We start from the raw sequence: 15,518 nt of genomic DNA, 5'->3' as shown, positions 1-15,518 counted from the left end.
GGAGGTGATTGCACTCGGGAGAACGCCAACTGGGGGCCAGCAGGCTCAGGGTTTGTTCGAGTAGTTCGAACAAGATTGCTCTTTGCACGCAACTGCTCCGGATCAGCACGCCCTTTCTAATCGCCCTTGGTTCCGTAAGCGCCGCTGCCCCGGCTGCTACGCAAACGGATCTGTTCGAATCACCCGAACATTTATTCTCCAAAGGAATCCTATACCGAATATGGCATCAGGTTCGTCCGAACAGGAACAGCCGTCCACCCTTCTGGACATTGTCTCCGTATTGGATCGGGAGGGAGCGATGGGGGTGACGGAGTTGGCGAACGAGCTCGGGATCGCAAAGAGTACCGCGCACTATCATCTCAGCACGCTCCGGCGGAACGGGTTCGTGATCAAGGATGGGACCCAGTACGAACTGGGCCTTTCCTTTCTCAAGATGGGCCTGCAAACGCGCCGTCGGGAACCGCTCTTCGAGGCGGCCAAAGACGAGATCGACAAGCTCGCCGCGGAAACGGGCGAGCTGGCGATTCTCTCGGTCGAACAGCGAGGTCTGGGCGTATATCTCTACAAAAGTGGGGGCTCCGACGCCCTCGATATCGATGCACCGATCGGCGGTTCCGCGACTCTGCACAATCGTGCCCTCGGGAAGGCGATGCTCTCGGAGTTTACCGAGGAGCGAGTCGACGAGATCATCAGCCGTCACGGTCTCTCCAAGACGGCCGACCAGACAATTACGACACGGGAGGAACTGGAGCAGGAACTACAGGCAGTTCAGTCGGAGGGGGTCGCGTTCAATCGAGAGGAGTCGATCACCGGCATCCACGGGGTCGGGGTGCCGATCACCAGCGCAGAGGGGGACGTCCTCGGCGCGGTGAGCGTCGCTGGACCCGCAAAACGCCTCAACGGGAGTACGTTCACCGACGACCTGCCTGATCTCCTGTCCAGGGCTCGAAACGTCATCGAACTCAACTACCAACACGGTCAGGAATACTGACAGGTTTCGGGACAACGCTGGGAGACTGGTTACTGTCACAATAGCGACCTCCGCCGTCCAACTCGTTCTATTAATTCGAACAAATTTGCGCACGGTCAGTAGCGAGTGATTCGCTGGTCAGTCCCTTGCTTGTCCGAATCCCCCAGATCCGTTGCTTTGATTGATCACGCTACGATTACCGGCAGGACCCAATCCATTACTAAAGAGAATCCCGTCAGATTCAGTTCGAGGACGCCGGCCAGATAGTAACGAGTGTACTTCTGTTATACGTCCTGAGCCGCCTCGGAACCAGTTGCCAGATGACTTGCATACTGTTGAAGCTCTCCACGGCGACGTTATCGAGTCAGCCCGGCGGAATTTGCAAAAGAGATTATACCGCTATAGTAGCGTTTGCAACTGATTGCACATCCGATCGCACGACCGCGTGCGATCGTGTGAGTGAAGACTTGCAAACGCTACTATATCATCGATTTGCGTCTATCGATAGCAACTGAAAAGAGTCTGTGACGGGTCCGTACGGCGAGGCGGAGAAGGCGATTCGATCCGCGTTCGGCGGAGCGAGGACATCCCGACCGACTCCAAAGAAATTTCACGACACGCGGACGATGGTACGGCGATGACCGACACACCGTCCGTCTACGTCACGCGGGAGATCCCCGAGGTGGGGCTCGAACGGCTGCGAGCCGAGTACGACGTCGCCGTCTGGGACGGGAAGCTCCCGCCGGCGAAAGCACACATCGAGCAGCGACTGGCTGATCTCTCTGCCGACGGTCTCGTCTGTCTGCTCTCCGACGAGATCGACGGCGACGTCCTCGACGCCTCCGGCGACCTGTCCGTAGTGAGCACCTTCTCCGTCGGGTACGACCACATCGACCTCGCCGCGGCCGCGGAACGCGACATCGCGGTCGGCCACACGCCCGGCGTCCTGACCGAGACCACCGCCGATCTGACCTGGTCGCTTCTGACCGCCTGCGCCCGGCGGGTCGTCGAGGGGCAGGCGTACGTCGACGCCGACGAGTGGGAGACGTGGGGACCGCGCCTGCTCACCGGGCCGGATATCCACGGCGCGACGCTCGGCATCGTCGGCCTCGGGAACATCGGGACGGCCGTCGCGCGGCGGGCCGCCGGGTTCGAGATGGACGTGCTGTACACCGGGCGGAGTCGGAAGCCCGATCGGGAGCAGGAACTGACCGAGGTCGGCGTCGACGCGACCTACGTAACCCGAGACGAACTCCTGGCCGAGAGCGACTTCGTGTCCCTGCACGTTCCGCTCACGGACGCGACGGAGGGGCTCATCAGCACGGACGAACTCCAGCAGATGTCCGAGGAGGCCATCCTGCTCAACACGAGCCGCGGCGGGGTAATCGATACCGACGCGCTCGACGCCGCGCTCGAAGACGGGTGGATCACCCGCGCGGGACTCGACGTCACGGATCCCGAGCCGTTGCCGGCCGACCACCCGATTCTGCGGCACGCTCCGGAGCGGCTCGTGGTAACCCCGCACATCGGCAGCGCGAGCATCGGCACGCGGAACCGGATGGCCGAGATGGCCGCCGAGAACGTCATCGCCGGCATCGAGCGGGAACCCCTCCCCCACTCGGCGCTCGCGGATGCCGGCCTGGAGTGAAAGCAGGGACTCGCCTCGGCCCAAACCGCCGCTCACTCCGGAACGAGCAACACGCGGAGGTCGTTGACGTTCGTGCCCGTCTGCCCGGTCTGCACGAGCGCGCCCCGGTCGGCGAGGTAGTCGTAGACGTCGTGCTCTGCGAGCAGCGACCGCGCGTGCTGGATATTCTCGACCGTGTCGCCGTCCACGACTGCCCCGGCCGCGTCGGTCGGCCCGTCGATCCCGTCGGTGTCGACGGCGCAGAGCACCGGCCCCTCGCCGAGTTCGAGCGCCGCACTCATCGCGAACTCCTGGTTCGGGCCGCCTGTCCCCGGGTCACCACGTCGGATCGTGACGGTCGTCTCGCCCCCGGAGAGAACCGCGGCGGGCGGTTCGACCGGGTTGCCGCTGCGCTCGATCTCCTCGGCGATCGCGACCTGGGTCTTCGCGGCCTCTCGGGCCTCCCCGCGGACGGACGACGAGAGAATCACGGGATCGTAGCCGGCCGCGGCACAGACCTCACGCGCGGCAGCCAGCGCCGTGAAGTTGTCCGCGACGACGTGGACCGAGACGGTCTCGAAGGCCGGATCGTCGGGGCCAGGTGTCTCGGAAATTTCGCCCGCGACACCCCGCCGGAGGTGTCGCACCACCGATGCGGGCGCATCGATCTCGTACTCCGAGACGACGGCACGGGCGTCCTCGTAGGTCGTCGGATCCGGCGACAGCGGGCCGCTGGCGACGACCGACGGGTCCCCGGACGTGACGTCGCTGAAGACGAGGCCGACCGTCGTCGCCGGGGCGAGTTCGCGCGCCAGGTGGCCGCCCTTCAGCGCGGAGACGTGCTTCCGGACGGCATTGATCCGATCGATCGGGGCGCCGCTCCGGAGCAGTTCCCCGGTGAGTGCCTGTAGATCGGGGAGTGGGACCTCCTCGACGGGCGCCGAGAGTAACGCGCTGCCGCCGCCGGTCACCGCGACGAGCACGAGCGTGTCCGCATCGCTCTCCCGCGCCCGTGCCAGCAGGCGGCGCGTGCCCTCGACGTTGGCGTCGCTTGGGACGGGGTGTGTCCCGTCGACGACCTCGATCGGGCCGGCGGGCGCCGGGTCGTCGGTTACGACGACACCGCCCGACAGCGACGCCCCCAGCAGGTCCGAGAGGTGAGTCGCAATCTCGCCGGCGGCGTTGCCGCCGCCCAGGACGAGAACCTCGTCGTATGCGGAGAGATCGTATCGCTCGCCGTCGATGCGCAGGTCGTGGTTGTCCAGTTCGACGGCGGTTTCCAACACCGTCTCCGGACGGGCGGCCTCGATCCCGGCCTCGACGGCGTCGAGCGCGAGGCCGACATCGGGGTCGTCTCCGAAACCGCTCCGATCGATCATATCCTCAACTCGTTGTGCTGTATCTAAAAGCTCCCGGAGCAGCGGGGACACCGGGATCGAGTGGTCCCTCGTTCTGCACAGCGAGTAACGACGATATCGGGAACCTGTCCACAACGAGAGGACGGTGCGGTGATATAGTGGCGTTCGCAAGTCTTCGCTCATACGATCGCACGCAGTCGTGCGATCAGATGAGCAATCAGTTGCGAACGCTACTATAGGAGAGACGAGGTCGAAGCTGAGAAAGAGACCCCGTTCCCCGGCGACGGCGCGGAACTGGTCGAGATCCGCGAAAACAGAGTTCGGCGGCCGCAACCGCCTCATCGTCTCCCACGGCGACGAAGGGCACTTCGGTGGCGTCCCGGACCTCCTCGAAGCATTCGATCCGGAACTCCCCGTGCCGAGTGGCGCCCGCGGGTGCTACCACGCGCTCGACGTCGAAGCCGACGGCTATCTGGCCGGTGGCGGTCTCCTGCAAGGCGATCTGAAGGTCATCCAAATCCCGGGCCACACGGTCTCCAATGGTGCGTTCCTCCGGGAAGCCGACGGCGTGCTCATCGCCGGAGACGTCCTCGGAGGTTCCGCGGCGCGGACTGCCGGCCGGCTATCTGGTCCCACCTGCGGAGCAGTGCAACGACCACAGTCACGCGGAGGCCGAGCGCACCCTCGGGAAGTTGTTCGAGTACGACATCTCGACGATCCTGGCCAGCCACGGGAGCCACGTCACGGAGGACCCGCTCGGTGAAGTACCTCGGGGTCAAGTCCCGCCGCATTCGCCTTGCGATTCTGTAAACGCCACGACTGGCTGCTGAATCGTGAGTGGTCGCTGCTGCACGAGTAGTGAGTTCCTATGACGGGGGGACCCAGCACTATATTATAAGATATATTTGTATCACATAAATTTGTTATTTTATTTTCTACCGTAGGTATCTCTATTTATTAATTGATTTCTATTTTTTCAGGTAAATACTGAAACTTACTCTGCTATATCGCCAAATTTAATCTGCTAAAACTTACAGAAATCAGTTTCTTTTTACTGACAAATAATATACTTTTTCGAGTAACTATAATCTCAATATAATATCGTATTTTGATACACCGGCCGTATCCAAGGGCCACCTCCCCGTCACGGGAGCGTCGCACCGATGAGCAAATTTATAACCGGGAGAGTGCTATCGAGTCACATGAATATCGACGACTTCGCCCTCGCCGCCACGACAAACGACCTGACACGGGAGGGGCGAGCCCGCGCAGCGGCGGACCTCGTCGAGTTTCGGATGGACAAAGCCGAGGACCCGATCGAGCAACTGGAGGCGTACGACGGCGAGTTGCCGATTATCGCGACGAACCGAAATCAGTGGTTCGGCGGTAAGGCGAAGGACACGGGACGACTGGATACGCTCTTTGCGGCGTCGCGGTTCGACTCGGTAGCGTACGTCGATATCGAACTCGAAACGGCACGGGCCAAAGAGTGGCTCCTAGAGGAGTTCCGCGCGAACGACGTTCGGCTCATCATCTCTCATCACGACTTCGAATCGACGCCCGAGAAGGACGTGCTGACGGCGATCATCGACCAGTGTGCGAGTTACGGTGACATCGCGAAGGTCGCGACCTACCCCCAGGACCTCTCGGAGACGCTCACGCTCCTGCAGACGCTCCACGAGGCCACGCAGGCCGGCATCGACGCCGCCGGGATCGCGATGGGCGAGACGGGAAGTCACACGCGGGTGATCGGGCACATCTACGGCTCGAAACTCGGATACGCGCCACTTCTGGACGACGACAGCGAGTACGCGCCCGGACAGATTCCGCTGGAGAAACTCGCCGCGCTCGTCGAATCGACGCGGATCGACGGGACGAACATCGAGCGGATCGAGGCGGTCGAAGACGAGGCGACCGCCCCCTCCGAACTGACCCTCCCGAACTGATTCTGCCGCGCGTCGGTTCCGACCGGCGTGTGTAGCCGTCTCCGAGCGAAATTCAGGCCGGTGTCCCGCCCGCCAGGGGTTCGATGAGCGTCAGATCCTTTTCGGCGGCGACGTCCCGAAGCCGCTCGATGACCACGTCCGCAGCGCCCGCTTCGGCGGCGATCCCGATCCGAGCGCTGGAGACGTTAGAGGTGCCTTCAGGCGCCGCAAGCGACAGGTCCGTCACGGAGGCGTTCGACGACTCCTGGATTCGTGAGAGCGTATCGGAGACGTCGGTGTCGATGACGTGCCCCGAGAGGATGACGGTCAGTCCCTCGCTGTACCGCTCGGTGCCTGCCTGAATCACGTTGATGCCGGCGTCGCGCAACCCCTCGATAATCTTCTCGAACCGATCCGGCGGAGCCTCCATATCGACCTCGACCGGGATATGCCCGCGCGGCGTCACGTTCCCTCGCTCGTGAAAGATCGAGAGGAGATTACCGCCGTTCTCCGCGATCGGGCGGAGGGCCCGGAGCAACTCCCCCGGCTCGTCAACCAGTTCGAGTCGTAGCGTGTATGCACGAACGTCCGTCTGTACGTCACTCATCGATCGACCACCACACGCGGGTCCCGTTCATACTGGCCCCTGTTCGGGCACGAAAATAAGTATACTGTCGGGGCCATCAAGTCAGTACTCCGGCACCGGAGCGGGCCCCACCGCGCTCGCGGTACTTGACCTCCTCAACCAACTCGCGCATAAAGGCTGCTACGGGGAGGCCCGGCTCCGGTCACGTCGCTATCGATCGCCGACCGCCGAAAAGAGTTCGTTCCCGGCCGTCGCGCTCGTCTCTGGGCCGTCCGCTGTCGTCGTCCGCGGTTCGATCACTCATAATGAGTACTCTCCCTGTTTACCGCCGAGATCCACCCCCGTTGGCGGTTCTCGACGGTAAGAGACGAGAGTAATCATTATCTCAGTGACTGCCGGTCGTCCACTCCGGATCGACCACACGTCGGTGTGCGTCGTGTCGGTAACCCGTTACAGCAGACTGTCAGTCACTGATGAACTTGTTGTCGCGCCAGTTCACGCCGTTGGAGCCACCTTCGCCCTTCGAGGGGTTCTCGACGACCTCGATGCTCGCCGGGCGCTCTTCGCCCTCGACGATCCGGTGGGCAGTGAGTTCGCCGTCGACCTCGACGATCGCAGTGAGCGTGCCCTTCTCGGCGCGGAGTGCGATCTCTCGGAGGACCAAAAACATCGGATACTGCAGCGCGGTGTTCTGCAGGACGGTCTCGCGGTCGCCTTTGAAACAGGCGAACTCGACGAGTTCCGAGGGAATCTCCTCCTCTTCTTCCTCCCAGCGCGGTGCGCCCGCGCGCGGCGGTTCCTCCTCGTAGACGCGGTTTTCCGTGATGCTCGCTTTCAGCTGTGCGGTCGGCGTGTACTTGCTGAGGTCGTCCTCCGCAGCGACGGCTTTGAGAATGAGCGTGTTGTTCCGACGGTTCACCTCCACGTTCTCGACCTCGGGCGGCAGGTCCGGGTCACCGTTCAGATACGCTTCGACATCTTCGAGGGGCAGTTCCAGTGTCGAGTGTAGTCGGTATACGCGGCCTGACATAGTTAATTTGGGAGGTACTCGTACGAGACGGACGCGACGACGGTACCTGCTTGGATGTACGCACCGGGACCTTATAAAGAACACGAGGCAGCTACAGGACAGATCAGGCGGAAGGCCGCCGTGGCTGTTGCTTCCTCCGCGCGGGTGCGTTGGCGGGGTCCGGAACCGAACGGGTACGACGCTGCCGACCAGCGAGCCTACGCCTGCAGCGTCTCCTCGAGCTCGCCGCGTTCGTCGAGTTCCGCCAGAATGTCGCTGCCGCCGACGAACTCGCCGTCGACGAAGGTCTGTGGGATGGTCTCCCACCCGCTATGTTCCTCCAGGGCGCTCCGGTAGCCGTCGAGTGCCGGCAGCACGTCGATCGTCTCGAACCCCTCGACGTACTGGGAGATGAGGTTCACCGCGCGCTGGGAGTAGCCACACTGCGGCATCAGCCGGTTGCCCTTCATAAACAGGACGACGTCGTTGGACTCGATCGCCTCGTCGACGCGCTGCGTTACCTCCTCCTCGCTCAGTTCGGATTCGGGCTGAAACGTCATAGAATCCCATATGCGGTCGGGAGGCATATGGGTTGCGTCGAACGGATTATCGCTCGTCGTTGCCGACGCGAACGACGTCGATGAGCGAGTACACCGGGACCCCCTCGATTGATTCGACGCCCTGCTTGTCGACGATGACGACACAGGCGACGGGGTCGCCGCCCTCCTCGCGGATCGAGGCCACCGTCTCGCGCATCGTCGTCCCCGAGGTGATCGTATCGTCGACGACGTAGCATTCCCGGCCGCGGATCCCCGCGAAGTTCCGCGAAAAGGAGCCGCCGAGTTCGTCGATATCGCCTTCGTCCCACTGGTGTTTCGCTGGCGCGTACGACCCCAGATCCGTGTCGAGCTCCTGGGAGACGACCGTCGCCAGCGGCGCGCCGGCCTTTTCGATGCCGATCGTCAGATCGACTGCCTCGCCTTCTTTCACCAGCAGATCGGCCATCGCCCGCCCCACCTGGGTGAGTCGGGCCGAGTCGCGACCGATCGCGCTCCAGTCCACGTGGATGTCGTGGGGGCCGCCGACGTCGTCGGTTCCGTCGAGCGAGTCTGGTTTCTCTACACTCCCGGCGGAATCGCCACGCTCGACCAGCCAACTCGCCGTCTCTCGGGAGACGTTGAGTTCGTCCGCGATCTCGCCTTTCGAGAGGCCGCGCGAAGCCAACTCGGCCGCGCTCGAGATCAGATCATCGACGTTCTTCATACGAACTGAATTGCACGGCCGTTTTTATAGTGGTGTCGTCGTCGTCGAACGCCGCCTCGAAGTTGTCGAGATCGTACACCCCGGTAACGAGCGCGTCGAGAAACCGTTCGGGGAACGACGGGAGCGCCTCGGCAGCGGCCTCGAAGTGTCGGACGTTCGAGTTGACACTACCGACGAGCGCCTTGTTCTCCAAAACAAGCTCGCGATGCAGGCGGCCGCCGTCGACCTCGAACTCCCAGTTTTCGGGGACGCCGAGGAGCGCGCCCACGCCGTTCGGCGCCAGCGCCTCGATCGTTCCGAACGCGTGTTTGGCGTAGCCGGTCGCCTCGAAGACGAGATCCATCGGCTCGTGTTCGGCCGCCACGGCGTCGACCGGCGTCTCCCGCGAGTCGACGTACGTCGCATCGAGGTCCTCGATGATATCGATCGTCGGATCCGGCCGGTCGCGACGACCCAGACAGTAGAGGCGGTCGTAGTCGTAGGCGTCGTCCAAAAGCGCGAGCGTGAGCAGCCCCAGTCCGCCGTTGCCGAGCACGAGCGCCGATTCGGGGGCCCAGTCGAACGACGACCGGGATGCGTACGCGAGATCGATCGCCTTCTCCGCGACCGAGAGCGGTTCGACCAGAAAGCCCACCTCGGCGATCGATTCGGGGACGGCGACGAGAAAATCCTCGGGACTGGTGAAGTACTCGGCCATAAATCCGTGCTCGCCGAGGATCCCGCGTTCGTGGTACGCCCCGGACGGCGCCATATCGGGCTCGCCGCGCTCGAAGTACTCGTTTGACTCCCCGGGCGGCCGGCGGACCGTCGGTACGACGACGTCGCCCGGAGAGAAGCGGGTCTCGCCGGCGTCCTCGACCACGCCCACCGCTTCGTGACCGAGCACGAAGTGGTCCGCTCCCTCCGGAGAGCTCCCGTGAGCGCCGGCGATGACCTCGTGGTCCGTCCCGTCGACGCCCACTCGGAGTGTCCGGACGAGCGCCTCGCCGGCAGCAGGGGTCGGCCGTTCCCGCTCGACGACGACCGGCCGGTCTCCCTCACGCTCGACTGCGATGGCCTTCATACCGAACCGTAGCGCGCGAGGCGCTAAAAGATTTACTTCGCTTCGAGTTAATAATTAGCCCCGATCGTCGGGATCGAGTTCGTCGACGAGTTCGTCGCCGACCCCGACGTACTCGGCCGGCGAGAGCGCTCGCAACTCGGCACGGACGTCCTCGTCGACGTCCAGTTCCCCGAAGAGGTCCCGGAAGTCCGCGAGCGTGACGTCCCGGCCGCGCGTGAGTTCCTTGACGCGTTCGTACGCCTCCGTGTCGCCCTCCCGCCGGAGGATGGTCTGGACCGCCTCGCCGATCAGTTCGGGGTGAGCGTCGAGGTCCTCGCGCATCACCTGCTCGTTGGGGACGACCTTGCCGAGTCCGGTCTCGGTCTTCCCGTAGCCGATCAGACAGTGGGCGAACGCGGCGCCGATGTTCCGTTTGACCGTCGAATCCGAGAGGTCCCGCTGGAGCCGCGATGTGGTGACGTAGTCAGCCAGGAACTGCAGGTCCGAATTCGCCTTCGAGAGGTTCCCCTCGGAGTTCTCGAAGTCGATCGGGTTGACCTTGTGCGGCATCGTCGAGGAGCCGGTCTCGCCCTCTGAGGCCTCCTGGCCCAGATAGCGGTCGGAGACGTACAGCCAGACGTCGCGGTCGAGATCGAGCAGGACGTTGTTGACCCCGCGGAGCGCATCGAAGAGCGCCGCGAGGTCGTCGCAGGGGTTCACCTGCGTCGAAAGCGCCGTGTGTTCGAAGCCGAGGTCGGTGACGAACGATTCCGAGAACGCCCGCCAGTCGACGTCCGGATAGGCCGCGACGTGGGCGGCGTAGGTCCCCGAGGCGCCGGCGAGTTTCCCGGAGAGGCCGGCCGCGGCGTCGGCGACCCGACCCATCGCCGTCCCCAGCCGCGCGGCGTAGACAGCCATCTCCTTGCCGAACGTCGTCGGCGTCGCGGGCTGGCCGTGCGTCCGCGCGAGCATCGGCGTGGCCCGGTACTCGTGTGCGAGTTCGACCAGTTCCTCGCGGACGTCGGTCAACGCCGGCAGCAACACGTCCTCGACCGCCGGCTGGACGAGCAGCCGGTGGGCGAGGTTGTTCACGTCCTCGGACGTGAGCCCGAAGTGGATCCAGGGGTGGACGCGCTCGTCGGTCTCGGTCCGGAGGAAGTACTCGACCGCTTTGACGTCGTGGTTGGTGGCGCTGTAGCCCGCCGCGCCCTCGGTCTCCAGTCGCTTGATCAGCCGGGCGTCGTCGGCGTCGAACTCGGCGACGACGGCCCGCAGCGACTCGCGCTCGGCGTCGGTCAGCGACAGCGGCGTGGCGTCCAGGTCGGCCAAAGCGAGGAGATATTCGACTTCGACGCGGAGCCGTGCCCGCATCAGCGCCGCCTCGCTGGCGTAGGGGACCAGCGGTTCGGTCCGGCCCGCATAGCGCCCGTCGAGCGGGGAAACCGCCGCGAGCGGATCGGAACGGGAGAGGTCGTCCATACGCGGATGCTCCGCCGTTCGCTAAAAAAGCGTGTCGATGGGAAGTCCACCTCCGTGCATAGATCGGAAGGAGAGAGGCCTCAGTGGCCGAATCGCTATCCGCGATCGTGGATAGATCACCGGCGAGACCGCAACTGACTTACTGCCCGCGCGAGGGGCCACGAGTATGACCACCATCGCCGGCCTGGCGAGCAACCGCGGACGGAACCTGCTGCACATCGACGATCGACGGCCCGGGGGCGCGGAACTCGGCGTGGTACTCTCGAACCACGAGGACGCGCCGGTGCTCGACGCCGCCAGCGAGCGCGGCATTCCCACGGAGGTCGTCGAGCGCGGCGACGACGAGTCCCGCGAGGCCCACGAGCAGCGCGTGCTGGACGCCCTATCGAGTTACGATTTCGATCTCGTCTGTCTCGACGGGTATATGCGGGTTCTCACGGACACGTTCCTCGGTGCGACCCCGACGGCGCTCAACGTTCATCCCTCCTTGCTGCCGTCGTTCCCGGGGATGGACGCCCACGAGCAGGTGCTCGACGCCGGCGTGAGCGTGACTGGCTGTACCGTTCACGTCGTCACCGAGGAGGTCGACGCGGGCCCGATCGTCACCCAGGAGTCCGTCCCCGTCTACGCCGACGACGACGCGGACGCGCTGAAATCGCGTGTTCTCTCCGACGCGGAGTTCAGTGCGTACCCGCGCGCAGTGCGGTGGTTCGCCGAGGATCGACTCCACGTCGAGGGCGACCGGACGGACGCGGATGGCGACCTCACCGTGACCGTCGACGGCGACGACGGCGGTGACTTCCCGGAACGCCGCGTCGTCGCCGACGACCGCTCGGCGACCCTGCGCTACGGCGAGAACCCCCACCAAGATGCGGCCGTATATGCGGACGCCGCCGTCTCGGAAGCCAGTGTCGTCGAGGCCCCACAGTTGAACGAGGGCGCGAAAGCCCTGTCGTACAACAACTACAACGACGCCGACGCCGCCCTGAACCTGATCAAGGAGTTCGAGGCGCCCGCGGCGGCGGTGATCAAACACACGAACCCCGCCGGCTGTGCGACGGCCGACACCCTCGCCGACGCGTACGCCGACGCGCTCGCGACGGATCCGATGAGCGCCTTCGGCGGCATCGTGGCGCTCAACCGCGAGTGCGACGCCGCGACCGCGGAAGCGATCGTCGACTCGTTCAAGGAAGTCGTGGTTGCGCCCGGGTACACGGACGCCGCGCTCGACGTGCTCACCGGGACCGAGAACCTGCGCGTCCTCGACGTCGGTCCTCTCGACGAGCGGACGGACCGGCTGACCGAAAAGCCGCTCGTCGGCGGCCGCCTCGTCCAGGAGCGGGACCTCTGGGCGCCCGACCGCACGGATCTCGACATCGTCACCGAGACCGAACCGACCGACGCGCAACTGGAGACGATGCTGTTCGCCTGGAAGGTGCTGAAACACGTGAAGTCAAACGGCATCGTCCTCGCAGACGGCACCGAGACCGTCGGCGTCGGGATGGGACAGGTCTCCCGGGTCGACGCCGTCCGCCTGGCCGCGATGAAGGCCGACGAACACGCCGAAGGCAAGGGTCCGGAAGGGACCGTGATGGCGTCGGACGCCTTCTTCCCGTTCCCGGACGGCGTCGAGGAAGCGGCGGAATCCGGCATCGAGGCGGTCATCCAGCCCGGCGGCTCCGTCAACGACGAGGACGTCATCGCCGCCTGCGACGAACGGGATATCCCGATGGCGTTCACCGGGCGGCGGTGCTTCCGGCACGACTGAAAAGGTGAGCGAAATCCGTCTGAAGCTTGCGGCACGCCGGAGAAACAGACCTCTGAGAATCACTCAGATCGACGCGCCTCGAACGAGAGCGCCGTCGCGGTGACGGCGAAAAACACCGTCGGGAGGAAGAAGTACCAGCCGATACTGAACACACCGACGACGGTCACGACAGCACCGACGGCGACGGTCGCCCACGCCACCCACGGCCGCGCAGTCACCCCAGCGTACCCGCCGATACTGACGAGAGCAAGCAACACGACCGCCCAGAAGAACAGCGTCTGCGCGTTACCACCGCCTGCCGGTCCACCCGCCCCGAGCAGAACATCGATCCCGGACTCGCAGCCGCGAGTGACAGTCGGCGTGGTCGTTGTCGCGGTTCCGTTCTGCGAGGCGGATCCGCTGCTGGAGTAGCTCACCCAACAGGAAACGGGGCCGAACGCCCCCATCAACTCGAGAACGTTGTACGTGCCGACGAGTACGGCGAGCGCTGTGGCCCCGTACCGCACGCGGCGGAGGAACGGACCAGCGGTATCCATACAATCAGCTCCGCTCGGCGGGGGCTTTACGATACCCGTCGACACGTGTGACAGGCAGTGGCCTTCACGCCTCAGTCGTGCACGATCTGGCGGAAGGCGGACCAACGTACGCGGTCCGTGCCGACCATGATACTTTTCCCGTCGGTCCGGCTACTGTTTCCTATGCCCGCTGACGACGCTCGGTTTCTCGCGAATTCCGACGACCGGTTGGCGCTGCTTTCGGAACTCGCTGCAGGGCCAGCGTCACCGAGCGAACTCGCCGCCGAGCACGACGCTTCACGGCGGAGCGTCCAACGGAATCTCGCAGAACTCGCCGAGCGGGGATGGGTCGAGAGCAGCGGCGGAACCTACCGACTCACCGTGACCGGGGAACTCGTCGCCGAAGAACACGCCGAGTACGTGGGCTCGCTCTCCCGAATCGACGACTTCGCTCCGTTCTTCCGGCACCTCCCCGACCGGGACCACGCGCCCGATCCGGCGTGGCTCGACGACGCCGAATTGACCGTCTCGACCGAGGAAGATCCACACGCACCCGTTCACCACTACGTCCGATCGGTTGAGACGTTCGATGACGACCGGGTCCGGATGCTCTCGCCGATACTGAGTCGCCTTTTTCACGACGTCCACGCCTCGCTGGGACTCCGCGGTGTTCACACCGAATTAGTGATGCCGACTCGAATGGTTGAACGGGCCCGGGAACGCAATCCTATCGAGTTCGATATCGTCACTGCCACCGACGTTCTCTCGCTTTATCGGTACCCCGATTCGTTCGAAATCGGGCTCACGCTCGGCGACGAACAGGTCCTGATGGGCGCCTACGACGACCAGAGACGACTCCGGGCGATCGTCGAATCCGACGAGTCACGGTTTCACACGTGGGCATCGAAACTGTTCGATCGATACCGCGAGCGGGCGGGCAGTTCCGACACTGACCGCGAAATACGGAAGTGAGGAGTCGGACGGTCGATCGGATCGCTGAAACCGAGCCGACACGGCGATGACGCGTTACTCCGATCCCATCCGAACCACGAGAATCGGCGTCTCGGTGTTCTCGACGACGCGTTCGGTGACGCTGCCGAGATTCGCGAGTTTGTCCCGGCCCGAGCGGCCGTGCGTTCCCATCACGATGAGGTCGACAGGGGTCTCGGCCGCGTAATCGAGGATCGCTCGGTAGGGGATGCCGTCCTGTACCGTCGTGGTACACTCGACGCCGGCGTCTTCGGCCGCCTCGGCCACGCGCTCGACCGCAGCCTCTGCGTTCTCTGTCATCGTCTCCTTCAGTTCCGGCTTCTGCTCCTCGCCGGCGGCCAGATACAGCCGCTTGTCGACGACCGAGAGGCCGTGAATGGTTGCCCCGCGCTCGGCCGCGATGTCGAGCGCGTGATCGAGCGCCTGCATCGTCCCGTCGCTTCCGTCGGTGGGAACGAGGATGTCCTGATACATCTCGTCTCGGCGTTCGCCCGGCACCCTCTTGATAATGACTGCTCTCGTCTTCCCGGCCATCGCCGCGAACCGGATGGCGATCGCCGCTAAACAGCGAGAGTAGTCAGTATGAACGATCCCCCGGTTGTCGGATCGCGAAAGCGACAGGCAGAGTGCAGCCACGGACGTCCGCCGCTCGGGATCGCCCACAGTATATAAATGCTAAAGACGCCTCAATGAGGAAGAGTAGAATGGTGGACGTAGACGTCAGCGAGGTTTTCACGTGGTTGTACCGGGCGGCGCTTTTCCTCATCGGGCTGTGGATCGGACTCATCGCTCTCTCGCTCGTCTCAGCCAGCGCCGATCTCGGGGACGCCGGGGCGGTGCTGCTCATCGGCGGTTTCGGGATCATCGTTCCCCTCCTCGCGTATGGACTCCGCCAGGTGATGTTCCCGAATTGATCGAGCGCCGGTCGCCCTATCGACGTTGACCCCGAGGCGGGAGGTATATCCTCCCGACCGCCGTACGCCACG

General features: G+C 64.4%; 16 protein-coding genes. 7 read left to right on the top strand and 9 right to left on the bottom strand.

The window, feature by feature from the left end:
* The first annotated feature begins 220 nt into the window (after positions 1-220).
* Together RJT48_RS04420 and RJT48_RS04415 are read left to right on the top strand one after the other, a co-directional pair.
* Positions 221-991 carry an IclR family transcriptional regulator gene (locus RJT48_RS04420; RefSeq protein WP_311171033.1) on the top strand — a complete coding sequence of 257 codons (771 nt, stop codon included), beginning with the start codon at positions 221-223 and terminating at the stop codon, positions 989-991.
* Between the two features lie 616 nt (positions 992-1,607).
* On the top strand, positions 1,608-2,618 hold the full coding sequence (locus RJT48_RS04415) for a 2-hydroxyacid dehydrogenase (RefSeq protein WP_311171032.1): 1,011 nt from the start codon (positions 1,608-1,610) through the stop codon (positions 2,616-2,618).
* 32 nt (positions 2,619-2,650) lie between these two features.
* Here the strand turns inward: RJT48_RS04415 and RJT48_RS04410 are convergent, their stop codons facing one another.
* Complete coding sequence (locus RJT48_RS04410; protein WP_311171031.1) at positions 2,651-3,976, bottom strand: glycerate kinase type-2 family protein; 1,326 nt, start codon at positions 3,974-3,976, stop codon at positions 2,651-2,653.
* A gap of 178 nt (positions 3,977-4,154) precedes the next feature.
* On the opposite strand from RJT48_RS04410, the gene RJT48_RS04405 reads away from it, so the two are divergent.
* Both RJT48_RS04405 and RJT48_RS04400 read left to right on the top strand, forming a co-directional pair.
* Positions 4,155-4,718: an MBL fold metallo-hydrolase gene (locus RJT48_RS04405; RefSeq protein WP_311171030.1), complete on the top strand. Its 564-nt coding sequence runs from the start codon at positions 4,155-4,157 to the stop codon at positions 4,716-4,718.
* Between the two features lie 532 nt (positions 4,719-5,250).
* Positions 5,251-5,901 carry a type I 3-dehydroquinate dehydratase gene (locus RJT48_RS04400; RefSeq protein WP_425604701.1) on the top strand — a complete coding sequence of 217 codons (651 nt, stop codon included), beginning with the start codon at positions 5,251-5,253 and terminating at the stop codon, positions 5,899-5,901.
* 52 nt (positions 5,902-5,953) lie between these two features.
* On the opposite strand, the gene RJT48_RS04395 is transcribed toward RJT48_RS04400, so the two are convergent.
* The 6 genes from RJT48_RS04395 to purB form a co-directional block, all read right to left on the bottom strand.
* Positions 5,954-6,487: an amino acid-binding protein gene (locus RJT48_RS04395; RefSeq protein WP_311171028.1), complete on the bottom strand. Its 534-nt coding sequence runs from the start codon at positions 6,485-6,487 to the stop codon at positions 5,954-5,956.
* A gap of 442 nt (positions 6,488-6,929) precedes the next feature.
* Positions 6,930-7,496, bottom strand: a complete 567-nt coding sequence (locus tag RJT48_RS04390; RefSeq protein WP_311171027.1) for a DUF7110 family protein — start codon at positions 7,494-7,496, stop codon at positions 6,930-6,932.
* A 197-nt stretch (positions 7,497-7,693) separates the two neighbouring features.
* Positions 7,694-8,035: a glutaredoxin family protein gene (locus tag RJT48_RS04385; protein ID WP_311171026.1), complete on the bottom strand. Its 342-nt coding sequence runs from the start codon at positions 8,033-8,035 to the stop codon at positions 7,694-7,696.
* A gap of 46 nt (positions 8,036-8,081) precedes the next feature.
* A complete protein-coding gene (gene gfcR, locus RJT48_RS04380; protein WP_311171025.1) occupies positions 8,082-8,738 on the bottom strand; it encodes a transcriptional regulator GfcR in 657 nt (218 codons plus the stop codon).
* Positions 8,722-9,801, bottom strand: coding sequence for a glucose 1-dehydrogenase (locus RJT48_RS04375; protein ID WP_311171024.1), 1,080 nt, complete (start codon positions 9,799-9,801; stop codon positions 8,722-8,724). Before RJT48_RS04375 ends, gfcR begins: the two co-directional genes overlap by 17 nt.
* A 54-nt stretch (positions 9,802-9,855) precedes the next feature.
* Positions 9,856-11,259: an adenylosuccinate lyase gene (gene purB / locus RJT48_RS04370; protein WP_311171023.1), complete on the bottom strand. Its 1,404-nt coding sequence runs from the start codon at positions 11,257-11,259 to the stop codon at positions 9,856-9,858.
* Between the two features lie 166 nt (positions 11,260-11,425).
* On the opposite strand from purB, the gene purN reads away from it, so the two are divergent.
* Positions 11,426-13,027: a phosphoribosylglycinamide formyltransferase gene (purN, locus tag RJT48_RS04365; protein ID WP_311171022.1), complete on the top strand. Its 1,602-nt coding sequence runs from the start codon at positions 11,426-11,428 to the stop codon at positions 13,025-13,027.
* A gap of 59 nt (positions 13,028-13,086) precedes the next feature.
* Here purN and RJT48_RS04360 read toward each other — a convergent pair whose 3' ends face one another.
* Positions 13,087-13,563 (bottom strand): hypothetical protein, encoded by a 477-nt coding sequence (locus RJT48_RS04360; RefSeq protein WP_311171021.1) that lies wholly within the window; start codon positions 13,561-13,563, stop codon positions 13,087-13,089.
* Between the two features lie 162 nt (positions 13,564-13,725).
* Here RJT48_RS04360 and RJT48_RS04355 point away from each other — a divergent pair, with 162 nt between their 5' ends.
* A complete protein-coding gene (locus RJT48_RS04355) occupies positions 13,726-14,514 on the top strand; it encodes a helix-turn-helix transcriptional regulator (protein WP_311171020.1) in 789 nt (262 codons plus the stop codon).
* A gap of 54 nt (positions 14,515-14,568) precedes the next feature.
* Here RJT48_RS04355 and RJT48_RS04350 read toward each other — a convergent pair whose 3' ends face one another.
* Complete coding sequence (locus RJT48_RS04350) at positions 14,569-15,006, bottom strand: universal stress protein (protein ID WP_311171342.1); 438 nt, start codon at positions 15,004-15,006, stop codon at positions 14,569-14,571.
* 230 nt (positions 15,007-15,236) lie between these two features.
* Between RJT48_RS04350 and RJT48_RS04345 the strand changes: the two genes are divergently transcribed.
* Entirely contained in the window at positions 15,237-15,446 is a 210-nt protein-coding gene (locus tag RJT48_RS04345; RefSeq protein ID WP_311171019.1) for a hypothetical protein, read from the top strand.
* Positions 15,447-15,518 lie beyond the last annotated feature (72 nt).

Origin of the sequence: Halobellus ordinarius (genome assembly GCF_031823395.1) — an archaeon.
Classification (GTDB): domain Archaea; phylum Halobacteriota; class Halobacteria; order Halobacteriales; family Haloferacaceae; genus Haloquadratum; species Haloquadratum ordinarius.
This window is presented reverse-complemented; position numbering and strand designations above follow the sequence as displayed.